We start from the raw sequence: 24,414 nt of genomic DNA, 5'->3' as shown, positions 1-24,414 counted from the left end.
GCGGCCCGACGAAGAACGCCGGACCGACACAGAAGCACTAGATATGCAGTTCTTGCAGTGTTTCTTTTGGCAGAGCCAGCTCATCGTTGCTGTTGATGCGCACGTCGCGCTCGATGATATGACGTGCAATCTCCTGAGCTTCTTCCAGCGAGTGCATGGTATAGGTGCCGCACTGGTAAACGTTCAGTTCAGGAATTTGCTTCTGCTCTTTAACTTTCAGCACGTCGGCCATCGCTGCTTTCCAGGCATCCGCTACGCGCTGCTCGTCTGGCGTACCGATCAGGCTCATATAAAAGCCGGTGCGGCAGCCCATCGGAGAGATATCGATAATTTCCACACCATTGCCGTTCAGGTGATCGCGCATGAAGCCTGCAAACAGGTGCTCAAGCGTATGGATCCCTCTTTCCGGCATAACTTCCTGGTTTGGCACGCAGAAACGCAGGTCGAAAACGGTAATTTCATCGCCGTGTGGCGTGTTCATTTTCTTCGCAACGCGCACCGCCGGTGCTTCCATGCGGGTATGGTCGACTGTGAAACTATCTAACAACGGCATTCTTCACCTCCGATAGTGATTTTTTTAAAAATAAAATGAACTCTTTGTACACCCGCAAGTCTGAGTATATGAAAGACGCGCATTTATTATCATCATCATCCCTGAATCAGAGATGAAAGTTTGGCCACATTGATGTGGCCTTTTTCTTTTGTACTGCTTTTTGCTACGCGTGTCGTGCTAACAGCGCTGAAAACGGCTCACTCTCTTCCGCTTCCATCTTCTGCTGACGTACCACCGAAGCTTCACGTTCAGTGATAAAATCCTCTTCACGTAAAATTTCCAGCGGCTCTTCACGCAGCATCGTCCGGTATTGATCGGCCAGCGCCCGACCGGTGCCGCCAATCCCTTCTTCAAGCATAGAACGCAGGACGCGTGCTGAGAAAGTTAATTCCGGATCGTCGAAGCTGGCAACCAGCTCATCGCACACCTGCTGATAGGCTTCACCACCGTGAATGCTATCTAAGGTCTGCGCGACGCGACGCAAATCGCGGAACAGGTCTTTACCCACTTTAGCCAGCGGGAACTGTGCGCTTTCACAGCCGATGCCTAACGTCAGACCCGGTTTACGCCCTTCCAGAATCACGCGATTCCAGTTAGTACGCGTGCACAGCAGCTCATCGCTGCTCATTTCTGGCGCATCGGCCAGTACGCACCAGACCATAAACAGATCGAGGAAACGTACCTGCTGCTCATCGACGCCAATCGGTGAGAACGGGTTAATATCGAGCGAACGCACTTCGATATATTCAATGCCACCGCGCAGCAGGGCATCAGATGGCGTTTCGCCGCTGCGGGTGACCCGCTTCGGACGAATTGGCGCGTACAGCTCGTTCTCAATCTGCAGAATATTACTGTTGATTTGCAGGTGTTTACCGTCTTTCTCGAGGCCAATCCGGGCATACTCTTCCGACGGCGTTTTAATCGCCCGCTTCAATCCTGCCACATACTCATGTAGATCGTTAAACGTAATACCGAGATTGCTTTGCGACTTATTGGTATAACCCAGGTCACTCAGACGCAGCGAGGTGGCGTACGGCAAGTAGTACATACCGTTCTTCGCTTCCTCAAACGGCAGCGTCGTCGGTTTGCCCTGCAGGAATGAAGAGCAGATAGCCGGCGATGCGCCGAACAGATACGGAATCACCCAGCCGAAGCGGTAGTAGTTACGGATAGAACGGAAATAGCCCGCAGAGATTGCCTCTTTGCCACTTTCCGCATCCTCAACGCCGCACTTCGCCTGCCAGAATGCCATCGGCAGCGAGAAGTTATAATGGACGCCGGAGATGGTTTGCATCAGCGCCCCATAGCGGTTTTTCAGCCCTTCGCGATACAGCGTTTTCAGACGGCCAATATTCGAAGTACCGTACTGCGCCAGTTCGATATCCTGCCCTGGGGCAATATAGCAAGGCATGCTCAGCGGCCACATCCGCTCATCGCCGATGTGGCGTGCGGTGTAGCGATGCACATCGCGCATAAAGGTAAGCATGTGCTGAATGTCGCCATCAACTGGCGTAATAAATTCCAGCAACGCTTCGGCAAAATCGGTGGTAATCCATTTATGGGTCAGCGCCGAGCCCAGTGCCTGAGGGTGACCGGTGGTTGCCAGTGAACCATCGGCATTGACGCGCAGCGTTTCGCGCTCAAGACCACGTTGAATACCCTGCAGGGCCTGTGGATTTTTTTCCAGCCAGGCCAGCGCCTGTGATACGTCCGGGATCAATTTGACCTCCCGCCTGTCGAAATCGTTTGAATAAGCATAATTGTAATGGTGACCATACAGGCTATCCCAGAAGATATTATTGTTACCGCCAGTTCGCATGCGAATGCCGAAGTCTGGTGGTGTCGGGCTTAGCAGCGCGACAACATAGCCAGTAAAATGGCCTGCCGGGATAGTCTTAGTTCCACAATTAGTGCCACCACGTCATACCCTGAAGCGTTACCACCGCAATGACGATGTAGCGTAACGCTTTACCAAGGCATAAGAAAAAAAGTACCGGTCCCCACGAGATGCGCATCCATCCCGCCAGCAGACACAGTAAATCACCGATAACCGGTGCCCAGCTTAATAATAATGTGACCGCGCCGTAGCGCTTTAGCCAGCCGGTCGCTTTTTCCTGCCAGCGCGATGTTTTGCGCAGCGGAAACAGGCGCCCCAGAATAACGTTAGTTACCCCTCCAAGGCTATTGCCGATTGTTGCTATTAAAACCAGAGCCCACGGTTGACTTGCTCCCGTAAGTAGCATAGCAATCAGCACCACTTCTGAGTTGCCGGGGAGTAATGTCGCGCTCAAAAAGCTACTGGCAAACAACGAGGCTAGCGACAGCACGTCGCTCACAGCAAACGCACGTCCACAACATCCATCCCCGCGCGCTTCGCCGCCTGCAGACCAAAGTCCGCATCTTCAAACACAACGCATTTTTCCGGCGCCACGCCCATGCGTTCAGCGCACAGCAGGAAGGTATCAGGGGCGGGTTTATGATGTTCGACATGGTCGGCGGCAACAACCGCCGAAAAATAGTGACGCAGGCCGAGATGCGCCAGCAGTGCCTCTGCGACAGCGCTTTCGCTGCCGGTGCCCACCGACATTGGGCGACGCCCGTGCCACGCCTTGACCACCTCGATCAGCGGTAAGGGACGCACGCAGTCCAGCAGCATGCTCTTCACGGCGTCGGTTTTTTCCCGCGCCAGCTCATGAGGGTCTAAATCCGCGCGGTTCAACTCGATAATCGCCTGCGCAATACGCCAGGTTGGAGAACCGTTGAGTGCGACCATCGCTTGCTCGTCGAAACGCATGCCATATCGGCCCAACACCTCGTGCCACGCTTTACGATGCGTTGGTTCGGTATCGAGGATGGTGCCATCCATATCAAAGATCAGTCCTGCGTAACGTTCGTACATCGTGTTCTCACAAACCGGATAAGAAAACGTTACTTTATCGCAAAAGGCGCAGGTTGTCGCGGCCGGCACTTTAAGCCATAAAGGCGCCACCAGGCACCTTTATCGTATCAATGTCGTGGCTTATTTGACTTTTAAATCATTCTCAACCAGACGAACGCCCTGCACCCGACGGGTCACTTCCACCGCACGACTGGCATCTTTCGCTGACGAGACAAAGCCGCTCAGCTGAACGCGTCCCTTAAAGGTCTGCACGCTGATTTCAGAGGACTTAATGTCCTTTTCGTTAAACAATGCGGTTTTGACTTTCGTTGTCACAACGGTATCGTCGATATAGCCACCGGTACTTTCCTTTGTGGACGATCCCGCACAGCCGGCTAACGATACGGCTACCAGAAGCGTCGCGCAAAACGCAGGTATTGCTTTGAACCATTTCATGGATTTCTCTCCTTGCACTTATCTCACCTAAATCAGGTCGATATATTCAGGTAAATTATAGAGGAAAGAGTCACTTGCCAATGAAAAAAATTTAAAACGGAGTTTGAAGGATAATCAGTGCTGATGATAGCCAGAAAAGGCAAACAGAGAACGGATGAATGATTTGGGGTTGGGCGGTGCTGGCGATGATTTCGCAGACCATGAAGCGACAGTACAGGTGTAAATCGGGAGAAGATGGTGCATCCGGGAGGATGACTCACTGTGTTCGCCCTACGGGCCGTTGCTAAAGCAACGTTATCCTCCCTGGTGCTGGCGATAATTTTGCAGACCATGAAGAGACAGTACAGGTGTAAATCGGGAGAAGATGGTGCATCCGGGAGGATTCGAACCTCCGACCGCTCGGTTCGTAGCCGAGTACTCTATCCAGCTGAGCTACGGATGCATCAGGGGAAACTTCTTTACTACATTAACTTCTCTGGTGCTGGCGATAATCTCGCAGACCATGAAACAACAACAAGCTGTTATTTCGAAGAAGATGGTGCATCCGGGAGGATGACTCACTGCGTTCGCCCTACGGGCCGTTGCTAAAGCAACGTTATCCTCCCTGGTGCAGACGGTTATTACCGCTACCCCAGCCACTTCTTCATCGCTGAAGACGTAGGAGAATATGGTGCATCCGGGAGGATTCGAACCTCCGACCGCTCGGTTCGTAGCCGAGTACTCTATCCAGCTGAGCTACGGATGCATCAGGGAGAACTTCTTTACTACATTAACTTCTCTGGTGCTGGCGATAATTTCGCAGACCATGAAACAACAAACAAGCTGTTATTTCGAAGAAGATGGTGCATCCGGGAGGATTCGAACCTCCGACCGCTCGGTTCGTAGCCGAGTACTCTATCCAGCTGAGCTACGGATGCAAAATGGCGGTGAGGCGGGGATTCGAACCCCGGATGCAGCTTTTGACCGCATACTCCCTTAGCAGGGGAGCGCCTTCAGCCTCTCGGCCACCTCACCACAACGCCTCTTGCGAGTGCTTCGAAGAACTTGTTTCCGCTCTTCGTCGCTGCGTTGGCGCACATATTACTTTCTGGTACTTATAAGTCAAACAATTTTTCGAACGCTTTTTCCGTTTGCACACTTACCGCGCAATTAGACTGCAAAAACGGCGAAAAGAGTATTTTATCAACAGGAATTCAGAGGGTTCGCCTTGCTGATGCTAAAAGATAACTGTTGAGAATAATGGGCAGTGAACGAAAAAAGTGACGACAGAAAAGAGAACAGAGAAGAAAAACAGAAGAAAAGAGAGCGAAAGCCTAATGGGGATGCGCCTCACGGAACCGCGAGGCGCGAAAACCTTAGTAACTGGACTGCTGGGATTTTTCAGCCTGGATACGCTGGTAGATCTCTTCACGATGCACAGAGACTTCTTTAGGGGCATTAACGCCAATACGTACCTGGTTACCCTTAACCCCTAAAACTGTCACAGTGACCTCATCTCCAATCATGAGGGTCTCACCAACTCGACGAGTCAGAATCAGCATTCTTTGCTCCTTGAAAGATTAAAAGAGTCGGGTCTCTCGTATCCCGGCATTATCCATCATATAACGCCAAAAAGTAAGCGATGACAAACACCATACGGTGTAAGCAGTCACGGCATCACATTCTGTTAAACCTAAGTTTAGCCGATATACACAACTTCAACCCGACTTTATCGTTATCAGTGCTTCTCTCGCAAGATACCGTAATCCAAGGAAAACGGCATCTATACCCTTTATACTTCAAGCTACTTGGGTGCTGGCTGTCCTCGTTCACCCCAGTCACTTACCAGTGTAAGCTCCTGGGGATTCACTGCGTTGCCGCCTACAAGCAACCCGAATTATTTAGGGCTATGCATTTATAGTTATTACAGTTTTGCGCTGACCCAGCCTTTCACACTGGCTAACGCTGCAGGGAGAGCAGACGCATCGGTACCACCGGCCTGAGCCATATCCGGACGACCGCCTCCTTTGCCACCCACCTGCTGGGCGACCATACCAACCAGTTCCCCTGCCTTCACACGATCTGTCACATCCTTAGACACACCGGCAATCAGAGAAACCTTACCATCCGCTACCGTGGCTAACACGACAACCGTTGAACCCAGTTGGTTCTTCAGATCGTCAACCATAGTACGCAGCATTTTCGGCTCAACGCCAGCCAGCTCGCTGACCAGCAGTTTAACGCCATTAATCTCTTCCGCTTTACTGGAGAGGTTTGCGCTCTCCTGCGCCGCAGCCTGCTCTTTCAGCTGCTGCAGCTCTTTTTCCAGCAGGCGAGTACGTTCCAGCGCGGCACGCACTTTATCGCCAAGGTTGTGGCTATCGCCTTTCAGCAACTGTGCAATATCACCCAGCAGATCGCTCTGCGTGTGCAGGTTAGCAATTGCACCTTCACCGGTTACGGCTTCAATGCGGCGGACGCCTGCTGCAGTACCAGACTCGGACGTAATACGGAACAGGCCGATGTCACCGGTACGCGAGGCGTGAGTACCGCCACACAGCTCAGTGGAGAAGTCACCCATGCTCAGCACGCGAACGCGGTCATCATACTTCTCGCCGAACAACGCCATTGCGCCAGATTCACGAGCCGCATCGATATCCATGATGTTGGTTTCAATCGGCAGGTTACGACGGATCTGCGCATTGACCAGATCTTCCACCGCACGGATCTCTTCCGGTTTCATGGCTTCGAAGTGAGAGAAGTCAAAGCGCAGCGCTTTGTCATTCACCAGAGAGCCTTTCTGAGCCACATGCGTACCCAGTACCTGGCGCAGTGCCGCGTGCATCAGGTGCGTCGCGGAGTGGTTCAGACGAATTCGTTGACGACGAGCCTGATCGACATCAGCCTGCACCGCGTCGCCCACTTTCAGCGCGCCGCTGGTCAGTTTACCGATATGACCAATAGCCTGGCCGTATTTCTGTGCATCGCTGACCACGAAGGAGAAACCAGCGCCTTTCAGTTCGCCTTTATCGCCTACCTGGCCGCCGGATTCCGCGTAGAACGGCGTTTGATCCAGAATCACAACCGCGTCCTGACCTGCCGCCACGCTATCAACAGCTTTACCGTCGATAAACAGCGCGGTGACCTTCGCGTTCAGTTCCAGATGATCGTAGCCTTTAAATTCAGAAGCACCATCAACGCGAATCATCGCGTTGTAGTCTGCGCCGAAACCGCTGGACTCACGCGCACGACGGCGCTGCTCTTCCATCGCGGCTTCAAAGCCAGCTTCGTCGACTTTGATGTTGCGCTCGCGGCAAACGTCAGCCGTCAGGTCAACCGGGAAACCGTAGGTATCGTACAGGCGGAAAGCGGTTTCGCCATCCAGCGTGTCGCCCTTCAGCTTAGCCAACTCTTCATCCAGCAGCGCCAGACCGCGCTCCAGAGTACGAGCAAACTGCTCTTCTTCGGTTTTCAGTACCTGCTCAACCTGCGCCTGCTGCTGCTTGAGCTCTTCACCCGCAGCGCCCATCACGTCGATCAGCGGAGCGACCAGCTTCCAGAAGAAGGTATCTTTCGCCCCTACCATATTGCCATGACGGACCGCACGACGAATGATACGACGCAGTACATAGCCACGGTTTTCATTCGACGGGATCACGCCATCAGCCACCAGGAAGGCACAGGAACGAATGTGGTCAGCAATAACACGCAGCGATTTGTTGGTCAGATCGGTGGCACCGGTCACTTTAGCGACGCTTTCAATCAGCTTGCTGAACAGGTCAATATCGTAGTTGGAGTTCACGTGCTGCAGCACGGCAGCGATACGCTCCAGACCCATACCGGTATCGACGGACGGCTTCGGCAGCGGCTCCATGGTACCGTCAGCCTGACGGTTAAACTGCATGAAGACGATGTTCCAGATCTCAATGTAGCGATCGCCGTCTTCTTCCGGGCTTCCCGGAGGGCCACCCCAGATGTGGTCGCCGTGGTCAAAGAAGATTTCGGTGCACGGACCGCACGGACCGGTATCGCCCATCTGCCAGAAGTTGTCAGAAGCGAAGGCCGCGCCTTTATTGTCGCCAATACGGATGATACGTTCGCGAGGAACACCGACTTCATTTGCCCAGATGTCGAAGGCTTCGTCATCGGTTTCGTAGACGGTTACCCACAGTTTATCTTTCGGCAGCGCGAACCAGTTTTCACCGGTCAGCAGTTCCCATGCGTATTGAATGGCATCATGCTTGAAGTAATCGCCGAAGCTGAAGTTACCCAGCATTTCAAAGAAAGTGTGGTGACGCGCGGTGTAACCGACGTTTTCCAGATCGTTGTGTTTACCGCCCGCACGAACGCAACGCTGCGAGGTTGTCGCGCGAGAATAATTACGTTTGTCGAGACCCAGGAAAACATCCTTGAACTGGTTCATCCCGGCGTTGGTAAACAGCAGGGTCGGGTCGTTGTGCGGCACCAGGGAGCTGCTCGCAACTACCTGATGTCCCTTGCTATGGAAAAAATCGAGAAACGCCTGACGGATCTCAGCAGTGCTCTTGCTCATAATTATCCTGAAATCAAGCTATACACATCACCCTTCACGTCACCTCTTTGTTGGCTACGCTCGCTCCAGCAGGTGCGTACCAATGCACGCTCCAGAGGACTCACTCTCTTGCCACCTTGATGCAGCGTGAATGATTTTGTGTATAAGGAATAATCGTCGTGGACGCTGGCTGCCTTTCCAGCACTCAGCGACCGGACGGAATAAAGTGGGAATAAGATAAGTTTTCTTTACGGGGAAGTAAAATACCCGATGGGTCAATCTGCAAAATTTCGCCAGATTTCCTGAATATCTTCCATCAAATAGCCACGGTACAGTAAAAAACGCTGGATTTTAACTTTGTCAGCAAATGCCACCGGCAGCGGCTCGCCATACTTTCGTTGCGCCTGCTCTTTCGCCAGCGCGGCCCAGTCGATATCACACTCCCGCATTGCGCTCTCGCTAACATCACGCGGGATCCCTTTTTGGTTGAGTTCCTGACGGATACGCGCCGGGCCATACCCTTTCCGGCTGCGGCTGCCAATGAACTGGCGGACAAAGCGGCCATCGTCGAGGTAGCGGTTCTCGATGCACCAGGCAATTACGGTATCGACCTCTTCTGGCGTGACGTCCAGCGATTCGGGGCCATTTTTCCCCAACACCGGAGCGGCAAGCTTGCGCCGCAGCTCTTGTTCACTATGGTCACGCATGGCCAGAATACGAATCGCACGATCCAACAGCCGGGCGTAGCCGGAGCGGCGGGATGAAGGTTCAGTCACAGGCACCTCGACAATTCTCAGCAAGACAATACAAAGTAAGGCAATCCAAAATAAGACAAGCCAAAAGCAAAAGGGCTGCATGCGCAGCCCTTTGGGGTATTCAGAAGATTATCAGAAATCTTCGTGGGTTTCTTCGGCACCCGGACCGCTAGCGTCCACCACGAAATCCGGTTTGGAATCCTGGTTGTTCAGCAACAGTTCACGAACCTTTTTCTCAATCTCTTTTGCCGCACCCGGGTTATCTTTCAGCCAGGAAATCGCATTCGCTTTACCCTGACCAATCTTATCGCCGTTGTAGCTGTACCACGCGCCCGCTTTCTCAATCAGCTTCTCTTTCACGCCCAGGTCAACCAGCTCGCCGAAGAAGTTGATCCCTTCGCCGTAGAGAATCTGGAATTCAGCCTGTTTGAACGGCGCGGCAATTTTGTTTTTCACAACTTTCACGCGGGTTTCGCTGCCGACAACGTTGTCGCCATCTTTTACCGCACCGATACGACGGATATCCAGACGCACAGAGGCGTAGAACTTCAGCGCGTTACCGCCGGTAGTGGTTTCCGGGTTACCGAACATCACACCAATTTTCATACGAATCTGGTTGATGAAGATCAGCAGCGTATTGGACTGTTTCAGGTTACCGGCCAGCTTACGCATTGCCTGGCTCATCATACGAGCCGCCAGGCCCATGTGAGAGTCGCCGATTTCGCCTTCGATTTCCGCTTTCGGCGTCAGGGCCGCAACGGAGTCAACCACAATAACGTCGACCGCACCAGAACGTGCCAGCGCGTCACAGATTTCCAGCGCCTGCTCGCCGGTGTCCGGCTGGGAACACAGCAGGTTGTCGATATCAACGCCCAGCTTACGTGCATACACAGGGTCCAGCGCGTGTTCCGCATCGATAAACGCACAGGTTTTGCCTTCGCGTTGTGCAGCGGCGATGACCTGCAGAGTCAGTGTGGTTTTACCGGACGATTCTGGCCCGTAGATTTCGACGATACGGCCCATCGGCAAACCGCCGGCGCCGAGCGCGATATCCAGTGAAAGCGAACCGGTGGAGATCGTTTCAACATCCATGGAACGGTCTTCACCCAGGCGCATGATGGAGCCTTTACCAAATTGCTTTTCAATCTGGCCCAGTGCTGCCGCCAACGCTTTCTGTTTGTTTTCGTCGATAGCCATTTTTACTCCTGTCATGCCGGGTGTAACCGGGTGATAAATTTTGTTCTGTTGAGGCAATTATACTGTATGGTCATACAGTATCAAGTGTTTTGTAGAAATTGTTGCCAGAGGAGATTCAGCGCATAAGCCGTTGCCTGACGGCGTACCGCTTCACGGTCTCCGGCGAAGCATTCACGCTGGGTAACGCCCTGTCCGTTTGCGCTGGCGACGCCAAACCACACCGTGCCGACCGGCTTTTCGGCGCTGCCGCCATCCGGCCCGGCAATCCCGCTCACCGAGATAGCATAGGAGGCGCGTGCCGCACGCAGCGCGCCCACAGCCATTTCAACCACCACCGGTTCGCTCACCGCACCGTGCTCCAGCAGGGTCACCTCGCTGACGCCGATCATCTGCGATTTGGCTTCGTTACTGTAGGTAACGAAACCCCGCTCAAACCATGCCGAACTACCGGCGACATCCGTCAGCGTTTTCGCGACCCAACCACCAGTACAGGACTCCGCCGTGGTGACCGTCGCACCGCGCGCTTTCAGCGCCAGCCCGACCTGCTCGCTCAGCTGCATTAATTCTGAATCAGTCATTATCGCCCCGTTTAAGCCAGATAAAGAGGCCATCAAAGATAGCACTTTCAACACAGATATGGGGATGAGGTGATGAATTTACGAGGAGGCATCTAAAAATGAGCGGTCCCGGCGATGCCGGGACCGTTAACCATGGTGCTATTTCATGCTGGCTGCGATCAGTTCCACATTGTGGCGCAGCATTTTCACGTAGCTGTCCGCCACGCCGCCCGGCTTAGAGAGCGCCTCCGGATAGAGTTCGCCGCCCGCCTGTGCCCCGGTCGCGCTGGCAATCTGTTTCACCAAACGCGGGTCAAGTTGGTTTTCCATAAACCAGGTGTGCACACCATCGGCCTTAATCTGGGTAATCAACGCCCCCACCTGCGCAGCGCTGGCCTCACTTTCCGACGACAGCCCCTGCGGCGCCAGGAAGGTGACGCCATACGCCCGGCCAAAATAGCCAAACGCGTCATGGCTGGTCAGCACTTTGCGTTTTTCCTGCGGTATCGTGCTGAACTGACTTTTGGCCCAGCTATCCAACTCTTTGAGCTGGCCGATATAGCGCTGACCAGAGACCTCCAGCGCGGCTTTATCCTGAGGCGAGGCGGCAACCAGGCCATTAAGGATATTTTGCGCGTACAGCGCACCGTTCGCAGCGCTGTTCCACGCGTGCGGGTCGGTCACCGTTTTGCCATCTTCATCCAGGGTGTGGGTTTTCACGCCGTTTGACGCCACCACCAGTTCACCTTTAAAACCCGAGGCTTTAATCAGCCTGTCGACCCAGCCCTCCAGCCCAAGGCCGTTAACCACCACCACGTCGGCTTTACTGAGCAACGCGCTATCCTGCGGCGAAGGTTCAAACGTATGCGGATCGCCGTCTGGCCCCACCAGCGTCTGGACGTTGACATGCTCGCCGCCAACCTGCTGCACCATATCCCCCAGCACCGAAAAACTGCTCACCACGTTGAGCGTTTTCGCCATCGCCCCCTGCATCAGGCCAAAGGCCAGCGTCAGGATTACTGCCGTTCGTTTCTTCATTTTGTCCTTACCCCATTAATTTACGCCAGCTGACGACCAGTCGGCTGCGTGTGCCAAAAAAGAGTGAAATAAAAAAGATCCCGCTGGCGGTCAGCACGATGGAGGGACCGGCGGGCAAATTCGCCGCCCACGACAGGCTCAACCCCATCCACGCACAGAGGGCCCCGCTCAGGGCCGCCAGCAGTAATATCCCGGGTAACGTGCGTGCCCAGCAGCAGGCGGCAACCGCAGGCAGCATCATCACGCCAACGGCCATCAGGGTCCCCAGAACCTGAAAACCCGCCACCAGATTGAGCACCAGCAGCGCCAGAAACAGGCCGTGTAATAGCGCCGGCAGCCTCGGATGGTTCACCTGCAGCCAGGCGCTGTCGAAGGCCTCATTCACCAGCCCGCGATAGAGCAGCGCTATGCAGATCAGCGTCAGGCTGGCGACACCGGCAACAAACAGCGCGGCGTCGTTATCCACAGCCAGAATCGAGCCGAACAGCAAATGCAACAGGTCGACGCTGGATCCGCGCAGTGAAATCAGCGTCACCCCTAACGCCAGCGATCCGAGGTAAAACCCGGCGAAGCTGGCATCTTCTTTTAACGGCGTACGTCGACTGACCCATCCCGCCACCAGCGCCACCGTGATACCGGCAATAAAGCCGCCAATCGTCATTGCCAGCAGCGACATGCCGCTCAGCAGGTAACCCACCGCAACGCCGGGTAGGATCGCGTGCGACAGCGCATCACCCATCAGGCTCATGCGTCGCAGCAGCAAGAAGACGCCGAGCATGGTGGTGCTCAGTGAGAGCGCCAGGCACACCACCAGCGCACGGCGCATAAAGCCGAATTCGATAAACGGTTGGAAGAAGGTATGCCAGATCATGCCAGCCTCGCCGAGTCAAAAGCCGGAAGAACTGCATCCGTCGTGCCCCAGCGGGCACGCTGTGATTCGAGCAGCAGCGTTTCCGGAAAATAGTCGGCGACGCGCTGGTTATCGTGCAGCACCGCCAGCACCGTTTGCCCCTGCTGGTGCATCTCGAGGATCAGCGCCATGAGCTCGCGGCTGGTGGACTCATCGATTCCGGTAAACGGCTCATCCAGCATCACCAACGGCGCCTGCTGCACGATGACCCGGGCAAACAGCATGCGCTGAAACTGCCCGCCGGAGAGCGCTTCTATTGGCGTTTTCGCCATTGCATCCAGCCCGACGCGCTCCAGCGCAGCACCGATACGCCGACGGAATTCTCCGCGTATGCCGCGCAGCAAAGAGAGGTGCGGCCAGGTGCCCTGGCTCACCACATCCTGCACCGTCAGCGGAAACTGCGATTCGAGAGCATGCCGCTGCGCCAGCCAGCCAATCACCGGGCGTGATGTCGTCCAGCTTAGTCTGCCGCTCACCGGCGGAATAAAGCCGGCCAGGGTCTTCAGCAACGTGGATTTACCGCAGCCGTTCAGCCCGACAATAGCCGTCAAACTGCCCGCCGCGATCGTGCCGCTCAGGGCAGGCGTAATCGCCAGATCGTCATAACCTGCCACCAGGTGATCCAGTTCAATCATGGCAGCGTGACCGCCCACCAGGTCGCCAGCCACAGTAGCGCCAGCAGCGCGCAGGCCACGGCGACACGCCGTACCGCAGAGGCCATAAAAAGAGACGTCATCATTTCACCAAATTAATATGTTATAACGTAACAATATTGCATCGGCAGAAAAATGTAAATCAACGTCAACGAAGGGAAATGCTGCGAAATGTAACAGAGTCCCCTCAGGACGAGGGGAGCATCAGAGAAAGGCTTACTGCCCGCGGGCCTGAGAAACGGCCAGCCCCAACTGCCAGACGGCCATGGCGTAGTGGGTGCTGTGGTTATAGCGGGTAATGGTGTAGAAGTTCGGCAGGCCGTACCAGTATTGATAACCAGTGCCGACATCAAGGCGCAGCAGGCTGGCCTGCTGATGGTTACCCAGAGGCTGCGTTGGCGTCAGCCCTGCCGCCGTCAGTTGCGAAATGCTGTAGTTGGTTTTGAACCCGTTCTCCAGACCTGGTGCCTGGCCCAGCGCCTGGACCGCAACCTGGTCACCGCTCACCCAGCCGTGCTGTTTGAAGTAGTTGGCCACGCTACCGATGGCATCCACCGGATCCCACAGGTTGATATGCCCGTCACCGTTGAAGTCGACCGCATATTGCCTATAAGAAGACGGCATAAACTGGCCGTAGCCCATCGCCCCGGCGAACGAGCCTTTGAGATCCAGCGGGTCATCCTTTTCACTGCGAGCCATCAGCAGGAAGGTTTCCAGTTCACCGGAGAAATACTCGGCACGACGCGGGTAATTAAACGACAGCGTCGCCAGCGCGTCGAGGATGCGGGTTTTCCCCATCACGCGGCCCCAGCGGGTTTCCACACCGATAATCCCGACGATGATTTCCGGCGGCACGCCGTAAACCTGCCAGGCACGGTTCAGCGCATCCTGATACTGGTTCCAGAATACGACGCCGTTTTGCACGTTATCAGGAGTAATAAACTGTTTCTTGTAGCGCAGCCAGGCACCGTTAGGCCCTGACGGCGGCAGGCCGCTTGGCGCCTGACGGTCCATCAGGCGCAGGACGTAATCCAGACGTTTTGCCTGGGAGAGGATCTCATGCAGTTGCTGTCTGTCGAAGCCATGCTTGCTCACCATTTTGTCGATGAACTGCTCCGCCGCCGGGTTGTTGGCGAAATCACCGCCCATCGCCATCACGTTATGCTGCGGCTCCAGCAAAAAACCGCCCCCTCCTCCCGTCGTCTCCGCTTCTGGGGTGGCTTTGGGTTTGCTGCTACAGGCAGCAAGGAGAACACACAGGGGAAGTAGAGCCAGATAGCGACGCTTCAACATGGGACATCCATTTAACAAGTTTGGCAAAGGGTAATTATGGTAAAGCATGTGGCCGCCAACAAGAAAGCGGCAATGTATTTGCGGATAAAATAGTCCTGTTCATGCAAGCCATTTTTCTCTTACCGCTGGTCTGTTCTTCCCCTTTTTGTGTGCTCAAAACGTCGTTTGTGGCGCAATAACTTTCACAATAAAATATTTATCTTTCATTTTGAGATCAAACTAACACTTTTTAACCTTTCAAAGTGATTAAAATCAGATGCCAGTTAGCAAGAAAAATAACACTCTGAAGGAGAACACAATGATTGAAGTCATTACCCACGGTGCCGAATGGTTTATCGGCCTGTTTCAGAAGGGAGGCGAGGTATTTACCGGGATGGTGACCGGGATCCTGCCGCTTCTGATCAGTCTGCTGGTGATCATGAACGCGCTGATCAACTTTATCGGGCAGCGGCGGATCGAAAAGCTGGCGCAACGTTGCGCAGGCAACCCGATCTCGCGCTATCTGCTGCTGCCTTGTATCGGCACCTTTGTTTTCTGTAACCCGATGACCCTGAGCCTTGGGCGCTTTATGCCTGAGAAGTACAAACCCAGCTACTACGCGGCGGCCTCTTACAGCTGTCACTCCATGAACGGTCTGTTTCCCCATATCAACCCCGGCGAGCTGTTCGTCTACCTCGGGATTGCCAGCGGACTGACCACCCTTGGCCTGCCGTTAGGGCCGCTGGCGGTGAGCTATCTGCTGGTAGGTCTGGTCACCAACTTCTTCCGTGGCTGGGTCACCGACCTGACCACCTCAATCTTTGAGAAAAAAATGGGCATCCAGCTTGAACAGAAAGTCCATCTCTCCGGAGCAACCTCATGACCCGTATTCGTATTGAAAAAGGCGCCAGCGGCTGGGGCGGCCCCCTTGAGCTGGACGCCGTTGCCGGCAAAAAAATCGTCTACATTACCGCCGGCACCCGCCCGACGATCGTCGACAAAATCGCAAGCATCACCGGCTGGCAGGCCGTCGATGGTTTTAAAGAAGGGGAACCACCGGAGGAGGAGATCGGCGTCGCTATAATTGATTGCGGCGGAACGTTACGCTGCGGCCTCTATCCGAAACGGCGCATCCCGACCGTCAATATCCACGCGACCGGCAAATCCGGCCCGCTGGCGCAGTATATCGTCGAGGATATTTACGTCTCCGGCGTAAAAGAAGAGAACATCCATTTGCTGAGCGATACCAGCCCGGCAGCAGCAGAGCAGAAAACCAGCCAGCCCGCTCCACGGGATTACGACACCAGCAAAAAAATTACCGAGCAGAGCGATGGCCTGCTGGCGAAGGTCGGCATGGGCATGGGCTCCGTGGTAGCGGTGCTGTTCCAGTCCGGGCGCGACACCATCGACACGGTGCTGAAAACGATCCTGCCGTTTATGGCGTTCGTATCGGCGCTGATCGGCATCATTATGGCCTCCGGCATCGGCGACTGGATTGCCCATGGCCTGGCCCCGCTTGCCAGCCATCCGCTCGGGCTGGTAACCCTGGCGCTGATCTGCTCCTTCCCGCTGCTGTCGCCGTTCCTCGGCCCAGGCGCGGTTATCGCTCAGGTCATCGGCGTGCTGATCGGCGTGCAGATTGGCCTCGGCAATATTCCCCCTCACCTTGCGCTTCCCGCCCTGTTTGCCATTAACGCTCAGGCCGCCTGCGACTTTATCCCGGTAGGGCTGTCGCTGGCCGAAGCGCGTCAGGACACGGTTCGTGTCGGGGTCCCGTCGGTGCTGGTGGGACGTTTTCTGACCGGCGCGCCGACGGTGTTGATCGCCTGGTTTGTTTCCGGATTTATTTATCAATAAGAGGTGCCTGACGATGACCGTGATTTACCAGACCACCATTACACGTATCGGCGCCAGCGCGACGATGGCGCTCGAAGAGCAGATGTTAATTACCTTCCGCGAAGGGGCGCCGGCGGATATCGAAGAGTATTGCTTTATTCACAACCACGGCGAGTTATCCGGCGCACTGGCGGCGGGTGCCGAGCTCCAGTTGGGCGAACAGCGCTATCCGGTGACCGCCGTTGGCGAGGTCGCCGAACAGAATCTGCGCGAACTGGGCCATATCACGCTGCGCTTTGATGGCCATCGCGAGGCGGAGTTTCCGGGGACGGTGCACGTTGCCGGCCCCGTACCGGAAGCGCTCGCTCCCGGTTGCATACTGAAATTTGTTGCTTAAGTTGGAAGGAGAACACTATGAATCAGGTTGCTGTTGTCATCGGCGGTGGACAAACCTTAGGTGAGTTTTTGTGTCGGGGCCTTGCCGCTCAGGGCTACCGTGTCGCGGTTGTGGATATCCAAAGCGATAAAGCCACGCGCGTCGCCCAGGCTATCAACGACGAATATGGTGAAGGGAAGGCGTACGGCTTTGGCGCCGACGCCACCAGCGAGGCCAGCGTAATGGCACTCGCCCGTGGGGTGGACGAAATTTTCGCCCGTGTGGATCTGCTGGTATACAGCGCCGGGATCGCCAAAGCGGCCTTTATCAGCGATTTTGCCCTCGGTGATTTTGACCGTTCACTGCAGGTGAATCTGGTGGGCTACTTCCTCTGCGCTCGCGAGTTTTCACGACTGATGATTCGCGATGGTATCAAGGGGCGAATTATTCAGATCAACTCCAAATCCGGCAAAGTGGGCAGCAAGCACAATTCTGGCTACAGCGCAGCGAAGTTTGGCGGCGTCGGGCTGACCCAGTCGCTGGCGCTGGATCTGGCGGAATACGGTATTACCGTCCACGCCTTGATGCTGGGGAACCTGCTGAAGTCACCGATGTTCCAGTCACTGCTGCCGCAGTACGCCAGCAAGCTGGGCATTGCCGAAGACGAGGTCGAGCAATATTACATCGACAAGGTCCCGCTCAAGCGCGGCTGTGATTATCAGGATGTCCTGAACGTGCTGATGTTCTACGCCAGCCCACAGGCTTCCTACTGCACCGGGCAGTCGATCAACGTCACCGGCGGTCAGGTCATGTTTTAAACAAAAACCCCGGATTGCGTTGTGCTTATCCGGGCTACGGATCTGGTTTTGTAGCCCGGACAGGCGCAACGCGCCGCCTCCGGGGGTATTTTCGCACACACCTTCAGGAGATTTTATGGTTAGCGCATTAATCACCGTCGCGGCGATCGCCTGGATAACCCAGCTCGCCTTTGGCGGCTGGCAGATTCGACAGTTCAACCGCGCCTTTGACCAGCTCTGCCAGCAGGGGCGAGTCGGCGTCGGCCGCTCATCGGGCCGCTTCAAACCACGGGCAATCGTGGCTATCGCCTTTGACGAACACGACCGCGTGCGTGACACGTTGCTGATGAAAGGGCTAACGGTGTTCGCCCGCCCGACCAAAATACCAGCAATTAACGGGCAATATCGCGAGGAATTGCGGCCAGATATGATCTTCCCCCAGGATTCACTCTGTCGGAATGCACTATCATTAGCGCTTAAACCGAAACATGTATAATTTCGTTGTAAAAGTAAATATCTTGCGAAATTATCACTTCGAAACTTTACGCAGGATAGGATACTACCGCTATGAAACCACGTCAGCGCCAGGCAGCCATTCTTGAGCACCTGCAATCTCAGGGGAAATGCTCGGTTGAAGAGCTGGCGCAGCACTTCGATACCACCGGCACCACCATTCGCAAAGACCTGGTGATCCTCGAAAATGCCGGGACCGTGATTCGCACCTACGGCGGCGTGGTCCTCAACAAGGACGAACCCGATCCCCCTATCGATCACAAGACGCTGATTAACACCAATAAAAAAGCACGAATCGCCGAAATGGCGGTGCGCTATATCCATGACGGCGACTCGATCATCCTCGATGCTGGCAGCACGGTGCTGCAAATGGTGCCGCTGCTCAGCTGCTTCAACAACATCACGGTGATGACCAACAGCCTGCACATCGTCAATGCCCTCTCCGAGCTGGATAATGAACAAACGATCCTGATGCCCGGCGGCACGTTCCGCAAAAAGTCGGCTTCCTTTCACGGCCAGCTGGCGGAAAATGCGTTCGAACAGTTCAGCTTCGACAAGCTGTTTATGGGCACCGACGGCATCGACCTGAACGCGGGCGTCACCACCTTCAACGAGGTGTATACCGTCAGCAAAGCGATGTGCAATGCCGCCAGAGAAGTGATCCTGATGGCCGACTCATCAAAGTTTGGCCGTAAAAGCCCGAATATCGTCTGCGGCCTTGAGCGCGTGGATAAGCTGATTACCGATGCGGGCATCGACCCGGCCTTCCAGCGGGCGCTGGAAGCGCAAGGCATAGACGTGATTATTACTGGAGAAGAACATGAGTAACTTTCTGTTAGAAGCCGGACGCCAGACCCTGTTACTGGAGTTACAGGAGGCCAGCCGCCTGCCTGAGCGCCTGGGCGACGACTTCATCCGCGCGGCGGAAACCATCCTCCACTGCGAAGGAAAGCTGGTGGTCTCCGGTATCGGTAAATCAGGCCACATCGGCAAAAAGCTGGCCGCCACCTTCGCCAGTACCGGCACCCCGGCCTTTTTTGTTCATCCGGCGGAAGCGTTACACGGCGACCTCGGGATGCTCGACGGCCGCGACGTGATGCTGTTTATCTCCTACTCCGGCGGCGCCAAAGAGCTGGACCTCATCGTCCCGCGTCTGGAAGAAAAAGCCATCCCGCTGCTGGCGATGACCGGAAAATCCACCTCGCCGCTGGCGCTGGCGGCAAAAGCGGTGCTGGATATCACCGTGGAACGTGAAGCCTGCCCGATGCACCTGGCCCCGACCTCCAGTACCGTCAACACCCTGATGCTCGGCGATGCGCTGGCGATGGCGGTGATGCAGGCACGCGGTTTCAATGAAGAAGATTTTGCCCGCTCGCACCCGGCCGGCGCGCTCGGCGCACGACTGCTGAACAAGGTTCACCACCTGATGCGTCGCGATGGCGATGTGCCGCGGGTTGAACTGGATACCCGGGTAATGGACGCGATGCTGGAACTCAGCCGTACCGGGCTGGGTCTGGTTGCCGTCTGCGATGAACAAAACCGCGTCCAGGGCGTCTTCACCGACGGCGACCTGCGCCGCTGGCTGGTAGGCGGCGGTACGCTGGACGATACCGTCAGCCAGGCAATGACCCGTAACGGCGTCACCCTTCAGGCCGAAAGCCGCGCGGTAGAAGCCAAAGAACGGCTGATGAAGCACAAAATCAGCGCCGCGCCGGTGGTTGATGAAAACGGTCTTCTGGTGGGTGCCATTAACCTGCAGAACTTTTATCAGGCCGGGATCCTTTAAGCCCCAGACGCTTCGCCAGCCGATGCAGGTTGGCGACGTCCAGCTCCAGCGCCCGCGCCGCCGCTGCCCAGTTACGCTGGTTATCCGCTAAGGCGCGGGAAATCGCCTCGCGCTGGAACACCTCGGTTGCCTCGCGCAGATTGATCGTCTGCTGCAGCGCGACCGGCGCTGCGGCAGGCGGCAGTGACGCTCCGACGGCAAACTGGAAATGGTGCGGCTCCAGCCGTACCTCATCCGCCGTCTGAGTCGCCCGCGCCAGCACCACCGCACGATGAATGGCATGTTCCAGCTCGCGAACGTTGCCCGGCCACGGTGCCTTGCGCAGCCCCAAACGCGCCGCATCGCTGAGCACCACCTGCCCTAACCCCATGCGTAACCGACACTGCTCGCAGAAATAGCCCGCCAGCAGCACCACGTCATCTTCCCGCTCGCGCAGCGCCGGCACCGACAGCGGGAAGACGCTCAGGCGGTGATAGAGATCGGCACGAAACCGGCCTTCAATCACCTCCTGGCGCAGGTCACGGTTGGTGGCCGCCAGCACCCGCACGTTAACCCGCAGGCTGCGGTCATCTCCCACCCGCTGGATATCGCCATATTGCAGTACCCGCAGCAGCTTGGCCTGCAGCGCCAGCGACAGTTCGCCAATCTCATCGAGGAACAGCGTGCCATTGTCGGCCATTTCAAACTTGCCGCTACGGTTGCTGATCGCTCCGGTAAAGGCCCCTTTCACATGCCCGAACAGCTCGCTTTCCGCTACGCTCTCCGGCAGCGCCGCGCAGTTCAAATAGATCAGTGGATTGGCCGCCCGGGACGATCCCTGATGGAGCGCTTTCGCCACCAGCTCTTTGCCGGTGCCGGTTTCACCGCTGATCAGGACGTTCAAATCCGATGCAGCGACGATATCGATCTCTTTTTTCAGCTGCACCATCGGCGCCGACAGCCCGATAATCTCCTGATGGTCCGGGGGCGTATAGCAAACACTCGCCTCTGGCAGCACGTTCTGATTCTCAAGCCGCGCAATAAGCAGCGCGTTATTCAACGCCCCCGCCACCAGCGCGGCTATCAGGCGCAGCGCTTCGTCACTGAAACTATCGAAGCGGTCGGCCTCCATACCATCGAGGGTCAGCGCGCCAATCAGGGTCTGCCCGGCAAACAGCGGCAGCCCCACGCAGGCATGCACCTTCAGGCTTTCATGGCCGGGGATCAGGCCGTCATAGGGGTCCGGCAGGTCGCTGTCCGCCGGGAAACGCACCACGTCCCCGGCGCGGGCAATCGCCTCCAGCCGCGGATGGCCCGCCAGCGCAAAGCGCCGCCCCAGCACATCCTCAGCCAGCCCGTCGATCGCCAGCGGGACAAACTGATGTGCCTCATAACGCAGCAGCGCCGAGGCATCACAGCCCAGCACCTGGCGCAGCGTTGCGATCAGGCGAGAGAAGCGGTCGGCATGGCCGATATCGCTTTGTAAATCAATGGCGATCTTCGCCAGCATGTCCACGGAAAAGCGCATCGCCGCCTCATTGTCATTTTGACAATCAAAATAGTCATAACGACTATTTTAACCATTGTCACTTTGACATCAATGTTTTTAATAAAAAATAACAAATCAATTAAAATCAATACTTTAAAAAGTTGGCACGCAACTTGATATAAGCAAACCATCTTATTTTGAACAATGCTGAATTAATTGAGGTTGCTATGTCTATTCTGGTTAAAAATAACATTCATTGGGTTGGCCAACGCGACTGGGAAGTGCGTGATTTCCACGGTACCGAATACAAAACGTTGCGCGGCAGCAGCTACAACAGCTACCTGATCCGCGAAGAGAAAAATGTGCTGATTGATACCGTAGATCATAAATTCAGTCGCGAGTTCGTGCAGAACCTGCGCAGCGAAATCGACCTCGCCGATATCGACTACATCGTCATTAACCATGCGGAAGAAGACCATGCCGGCGCGCTGACCGAGCTGATGAACAGCATCCCGGACACCCCGATTTACTGCACCGCCAACGCCATCGACTCCATTACCGGCCATCATCATCACCCGGAATGGAATTTCCACGTCGTGAAAACCGGCGACAGCCTCGATCTCGGCAACGGTAAACAGCTGATCTTCGTGGAAACCCCGATGCTGCACTGGCCGGACAGCATGATGACCTACATGACCGGCGACGCAGTGCTGTTCAGCAACGATGCCTTCGGCCAGCACTACTGCGACGAGCACCTGTTTAATGATGAAGTGGACCAGACCGAGCTGTTCGAACAGTGCCAGCGTTACTACGCTAACATCCTGACGCCGTTCAGCCGCCTGGTGACGCCGAAAATTACCGAAATCCTTGGGTTCAATCTGCCCGTCGATATGATTGCCACCTCCCACGGCGTGGTCTGGCGCGATAACCCGACGCAAATCGTCGAAATGTACCTGAAATGGGCGGCGGATTATCAGGAAGATCGCATCACCATCTTCTACGACACTATGTCCAACAACACCCGCATGATGGCGGACGCTATCGCCCAGGGCATCACCGACATCGACCCCCGCGTGGCGGTAAAAATCTTTAACGTCGCCCGCAGCGATAAGAACGAGATCCTGACCAACGTGTTCCGCTCAAAAGGGGTGCTGGTGGGCACCTCCACCATGAACAACGTCATGATGCCGAAAATCGCTGGCCTGGTGGAAGAGATGACCGGCCTGCGTTTTCGTAATAAACGTGCCAGCGCTTTTGGCTCTCACGGCTGGAGCGGCGGCGCGGTGGACAGGCTTTCCACCCGCTTACAAGATGCCGGTTTTGAGATGTCCCTGAGCCTGAAGGCCAAATGGCGCCCGGACATGGATGCGCTGGAAGTTTGCCGCGAGCACGGCCGTGAAATCGCCCGCCAGTGGGCCCTCTCCCCGCTGCCGGTCAGCGCTGATAAAAAAAGCCCGGCTGAGCAGAGTGACTGCGCCTGCGCAGCGGCGGCCGCGGCCGACCTCGGTCCGTCAATGCAGTGCAGCGTCTGCCAGTGGATTTACGATCCGGCGCAAGGAGAACCGAACCAGGACGTTGAGCCGGGCACCCCATGGAGCGAGGTGCCGGATAGCTTCCTGTGCCCTGAGTGCTCTCTCGGCAAAGAGGTCTTTGACGTTCTGGCAACGGAGGCAAAATGAGTGATGGCATCGTCATCATCGGCTCGGGCTTCGCGGCCCGTCAGCTGGTGAAAAATATCCGTAAGCAGGATGCTCAGGTTCCGCTGACGCTGATCGCCGCCGACAGCATGGATGAGTACAACAAACCGGATCTCAGCCACGTCATCAGCCGCGGTCAAAGCGCCGACGACCTGACCTTGCAAACGGCGGGTGAGTTTGCCGAACAGTATAATCTGCGCCTGTTTCCCCATACCTGGGTCAGCGATATCGACGCCGGGAATCAACGGGTGAAGAGCCAGGACCGCGAGTGGCACTATGACAAGCTGGTGCTGGCGACCGGTGCCGCGCCGTTTATCCCGCCGGTAGCGGGGCGCGAGCTGATGCTGACGCTGAACAGCCAGCGGGAGTATGGCGCGGCGCACAGCCAGCTGCGCGACGCCCGGCGGGTGCTGATCGTCGGCGGCGGGCTGATCGGCTGCGAGCTGGCGATGGATTTCTGCCGCGCCGGCAAGGCGGTGACGGTGGTCGACAATTCCGCCAGCGTGCTGTCGGCGCTGATGCCACCGGAGGCCAGCAGCCGCCTGCAGCATCGGTTAGCCGATATGGGCGTGCACCTGATGCTGAAAACCCAGCTCGAAGGGCTGGAGAAAACCGCTGACGGCATCCGCGTGACCGTCGATCGCCAGCGCAGCGTAACCGTGGATGCGGTGGTTGCCGCCGCCGGGCTGCGCCCGGAAACCGCGCTGGCGCGCCGGGCAGGCCTTGAGGTTAATCGCGGCGTGATGGTCGATAGCCACCTGCGCAGCAGCCATCCGGCAATTTTTGCCCTCGGCGACTGCGCCGAAATTAACGGCAAAGTGCTGCCATTTTTACAGCCGATTCTGCTCAGCGCTATGTGCCTGAGTAAAAATCTGCTGGGACAGTCGGGAGCGTTGACGTTGCCGCCGATGCTGGTGAAGGTCAAAACCCCGGATTTACCACTGCACCTGGCAGGCGAAACCCAGCGTGATGATTTAACCTGGAATATCGTCGCCGCCAAAGACGGTCTGGTCGCGCAAGGCGTTGACGCCGACCACCAGCTGCGCGCGTTTGTGGTTAGCGAGGACCGTATGAAAGACGCCTTTGCCCTACTCAAACAGCTGGTCAGTTAACCTGGAGCAACTGAGGTTATTCCCGGAGGCGGCGTACAGCACCGCCTCCG

24 protein-coding genes and 4 tRNA genes are annotated in these 24,414 nt (G+C 56.2%); 9 read left to right on the top strand and 19 right to left on the bottom strand.

Going from position 1 to position 24,414, the window contains the following annotated elements; translation table 11 throughout:
• Window positions 1-37 precede the first annotated feature (37 nt).
• The 18 genes from luxS to mltB all read right to left on the bottom strand — a co-directional run bounded on the left by luxS (window position 38) and on the right by mltB (window position 14,800).
• On the bottom strand, window positions 38-553 hold the full coding sequence (luxS, locus tag ACMYSP_RS17935; RefSeq protein ID WP_434583388.1) for an S-ribosylhomocysteine lyase: 516 nt from the start codon (window positions 551-553) through the stop codon (window positions 38-40).
• Window positions 554-716: 163 nt separating this feature from the next.
• Window positions 717-2,273 (bottom strand): glutamate--cysteine ligase, encoded by a 1,557-nt coding sequence (gshA, locus tag ACMYSP_RS17930; protein ID WP_434583387.1) that lies wholly within the window; start codon window positions 2,271-2,273, stop codon window positions 717-719.
• A gap of 187 nt (window positions 2,274-2,460) precedes the next feature.
• A complete protein-coding gene (locus ACMYSP_RS17925) occupies window positions 2,461-2,889 on the bottom strand; it encodes a YqaA family protein (protein WP_434583386.1) in 429 nt (142 codons plus the stop codon).
• Window positions 2,886-3,452 (bottom strand): fructose-1-phosphate/6-phosphogluconate phosphatase, encoded by a 567-nt coding sequence (yqaB, locus tag ACMYSP_RS17920; RefSeq protein ID WP_434583385.1) that lies wholly within the window; start codon window positions 3,450-3,452, stop codon window positions 2,886-2,888. The genes ACMYSP_RS17925 and yqaB overlap by 4 nt, the downstream gene beginning before the upstream one ends.
• Window positions 3,453-3,572: 120 nt before the next feature.
• The gene (locus tag ACMYSP_RS17915; RefSeq protein ID WP_434583384.1) at window positions 3,573-3,887 is read right to left on the bottom strand and encodes a BON domain-containing protein; all 315 of its coding nucleotides are present in this window, start codon (window positions 3,885-3,887) and stop codon (window positions 3,573-3,575) included.
• Between the two features lie 365 nt (window positions 3,888-4,252).
• Window positions 4,253-4,329: transfer RNA gene (locus ACMYSP_RS17910), tRNA-Arg, on the bottom strand.
• Window positions 4,330-4,555: 226 nt separating this feature from the next.
• Window positions 4,556-4,632: transfer RNA gene (locus ACMYSP_RS17905), tRNA-Arg, on the bottom strand.
• Window positions 4,633-4,727: 95 nt separating this feature from the next.
• Window positions 4,728-4,804 (bottom strand) — tRNA-Arg (locus ACMYSP_RS17900).
• A 4-nt stretch (window positions 4,805-4,808) separates the two neighbouring features.
• Window positions 4,809-4,901 (bottom strand) — tRNA-Ser (locus ACMYSP_RS17895).
• Between the two features lie 341 nt (window positions 4,902-5,242).
• Window positions 5,243-5,428: a carbon storage regulator CsrA gene (csrA, locus tag ACMYSP_RS17890; protein ID WP_000906486.1), complete on the bottom strand. Its 186-nt coding sequence runs from the start codon at window positions 5,426-5,428 to the stop codon at window positions 5,243-5,245.
• Window positions 5,429-5,790: 362 nt separating this feature from the next.
• On the bottom strand, window positions 5,791-8,418 hold the full coding sequence (alaS, locus tag ACMYSP_RS17885; protein WP_434583373.1) for an alanine--tRNA ligase: 2,628 nt from the start codon (window positions 8,416-8,418) through the stop codon (window positions 5,791-5,793).
• A 254-nt stretch (window positions 8,419-8,672) separates the two neighbouring features.
• Window positions 8,673-9,173: a recombination regulator RecX gene (gene recX / locus ACMYSP_RS17880; RefSeq protein ID WP_434583371.1), complete on the bottom strand. Its 501-nt coding sequence runs from the start codon at window positions 9,171-9,173 to the stop codon at window positions 8,673-8,675.
• 111 nt (window positions 9,174-9,284) lie between these two features.
• On the bottom strand, window positions 9,285-10,349 hold the full coding sequence (gene recA / locus ACMYSP_RS17875) for a recombinase RecA (RefSeq protein WP_434583370.1): 1,065 nt from the start codon (window positions 10,347-10,349) through the stop codon (window positions 9,285-9,287).
• Between the two features lie 80 nt (window positions 10,350-10,429).
• Window positions 10,430-10,927, bottom strand: a complete 498-nt coding sequence (gene pncC, locus ACMYSP_RS17870) for a nicotinamide-nucleotide amidase (RefSeq protein WP_434583369.1) — start codon at window positions 10,925-10,927, stop codon at window positions 10,430-10,432.
• Between the two features lie 138 nt (window positions 10,928-11,065).
• A complete protein-coding gene (locus ACMYSP_RS17865; protein WP_434583368.1) occupies window positions 11,066-11,944 on the bottom strand; it encodes a metal ABC transporter substrate-binding protein in 879 nt (292 codons plus the stop codon).
• 7 nt (window positions 11,945-11,951) lie between these two features.
• Window positions 11,952-12,815, bottom strand: a complete 864-nt coding sequence (locus tag ACMYSP_RS17860) for a metal ABC transporter permease (RefSeq protein WP_434583367.1) — start codon at window positions 12,813-12,815, stop codon at window positions 11,952-11,954.
• A complete protein-coding gene (locus ACMYSP_RS17855) occupies window positions 12,812-13,522 on the bottom strand; it encodes a metal ABC transporter ATP-binding protein (RefSeq protein ID WP_434583365.1) in 711 nt (236 codons plus the stop codon). Before ACMYSP_RS17855 ends, ACMYSP_RS17860 begins: the two co-directional genes overlap by 4 nt.
• A gap of 201 nt (window positions 13,523-13,723) precedes the next feature.
• Entirely contained in the window at window positions 13,724-14,800 is a 1,077-nt protein-coding gene (gene mltB, locus ACMYSP_RS17850) for a lytic murein transglycosylase B (protein WP_434583364.1), read from the bottom strand.
• A gap of 298 nt (window positions 14,801-15,098) precedes the next feature.
• On the opposite strand from mltB, the gene srlA reads away from it, so the two are divergent.
• The 7 genes from srlA to gutQ all read left to right on the top strand — a co-directional run bounded on the left by srlA (window position 15,099) and on the right by gutQ (window position 20,087).
• Window positions 15,099-15,662 (top strand): PTS glucitol/sorbitol transporter subunit IIC, encoded by a 564-nt coding sequence (gene srlA, locus ACMYSP_RS17845; RefSeq protein ID WP_154143960.1) that lies wholly within the window; start codon window positions 15,099-15,101, stop codon window positions 15,660-15,662.
• Entirely contained in the window at window positions 15,659-16,636 is a 978-nt protein-coding gene (gene srlE, locus ACMYSP_RS17840; protein WP_434583363.1) for a PTS glucitol/sorbitol transporter subunit IIB, read from the top strand. The genes srlA and srlE overlap by 4 nt, the downstream gene beginning before the upstream one ends.
• A gap of 13 nt (window positions 16,637-16,649) precedes the next feature.
• On the top strand, window positions 16,650-17,012 hold the full coding sequence (gene srlB, locus ACMYSP_RS17835) for a PTS glucitol/sorbitol transporter subunit IIA (protein ID WP_434583362.1): 363 nt from the start codon (window positions 16,650-16,652) through the stop codon (window positions 17,010-17,012).
• Between the two features lie 17 nt (window positions 17,013-17,029).
• Window positions 17,030-17,809, top strand: coding sequence for a sorbitol-6-phosphate dehydrogenase (gene srlD / locus ACMYSP_RS17830; RefSeq protein WP_434583361.1), 780 nt, complete (start codon window positions 17,030-17,032; stop codon window positions 17,807-17,809).
• Between the two features lie 115 nt (window positions 17,810-17,924).
• Window positions 17,925-18,284, top strand: a complete 360-nt coding sequence (gutM, locus tag ACMYSP_RS17825) for a transcriptional regulator GutM (RefSeq protein ID WP_434583360.1) — start codon at window positions 17,925-17,927, stop codon at window positions 18,282-18,284.
• Window positions 18,285-18,355: 71 nt separating this feature from the next.
• Window positions 18,356-19,129 carry a glucitol operon DNA-binding transcriptional repressor SrlR gene (gene srlR, locus ACMYSP_RS17820; RefSeq protein WP_434583359.1) on the top strand — a complete coding sequence of 258 codons (774 nt, stop codon included), beginning with the start codon at window positions 18,356-18,358 and terminating at the stop codon, window positions 19,127-19,129.
• Window positions 19,122-20,087, top strand: a complete 966-nt coding sequence (gene gutQ / locus ACMYSP_RS17815; protein ID WP_434583358.1) for an arabinose-5-phosphate isomerase GutQ — start codon at window positions 19,122-19,124, stop codon at window positions 20,085-20,087. Before srlR ends, gutQ begins: the two co-directional genes overlap by 8 nt.
• Here gutQ and norR read toward each other — a convergent pair.
• Window positions 20,050-21,594 carry a nitric oxide reductase transcriptional regulator NorR gene (norR, locus tag ACMYSP_RS17810; protein ID WP_434583357.1) on the bottom strand — a complete coding sequence of 515 codons (1,545 nt, stop codon included), beginning with the start codon at window positions 21,592-21,594 and terminating at the stop codon, window positions 20,050-20,052. The two genes, gutQ and norR, sit on opposite strands and share 38 nt — an antisense overlap.
• A 188-nt stretch (window positions 21,595-21,782) precedes the next feature.
• Here norR and norV point away from each other — a divergent pair, with 188 nt between their 5' ends.
• The gene (gene norV, locus ACMYSP_RS17805) at window positions 21,783-23,234 is read left to right on the top strand and encodes an anaerobic nitric oxide reductase flavorubredoxin (protein WP_434583356.1); all 1,452 of its coding nucleotides are present in this window, start codon (window positions 21,783-21,785) and stop codon (window positions 23,232-23,234) included.
• On the top strand, window positions 23,231-24,364 hold the full coding sequence (norW, locus tag ACMYSP_RS17800; protein WP_434583355.1) for an NADH:flavorubredoxin reductase NorW: 1,134 nt from the start codon (window positions 23,231-23,233) through the stop codon (window positions 24,362-24,364). Before norV ends, norW begins: the two co-directional genes overlap by 4 nt.
• Window positions 24,365-24,414: the final 50 nt, after the last annotated feature.

The sequence above is a fragment of the Klebsiella sp. R390 genome, assembly GCF_051131745.1.
Lineage (GTDB): Bacteria > Pseudomonadota > Gammaproteobacteria > Enterobacterales > Enterobacteriaceae > Klebsiella.
Note: the sequence above shows the minus strand (reverse complement) of the source record. Positions and strands in the feature narration are given on the sequence as shown.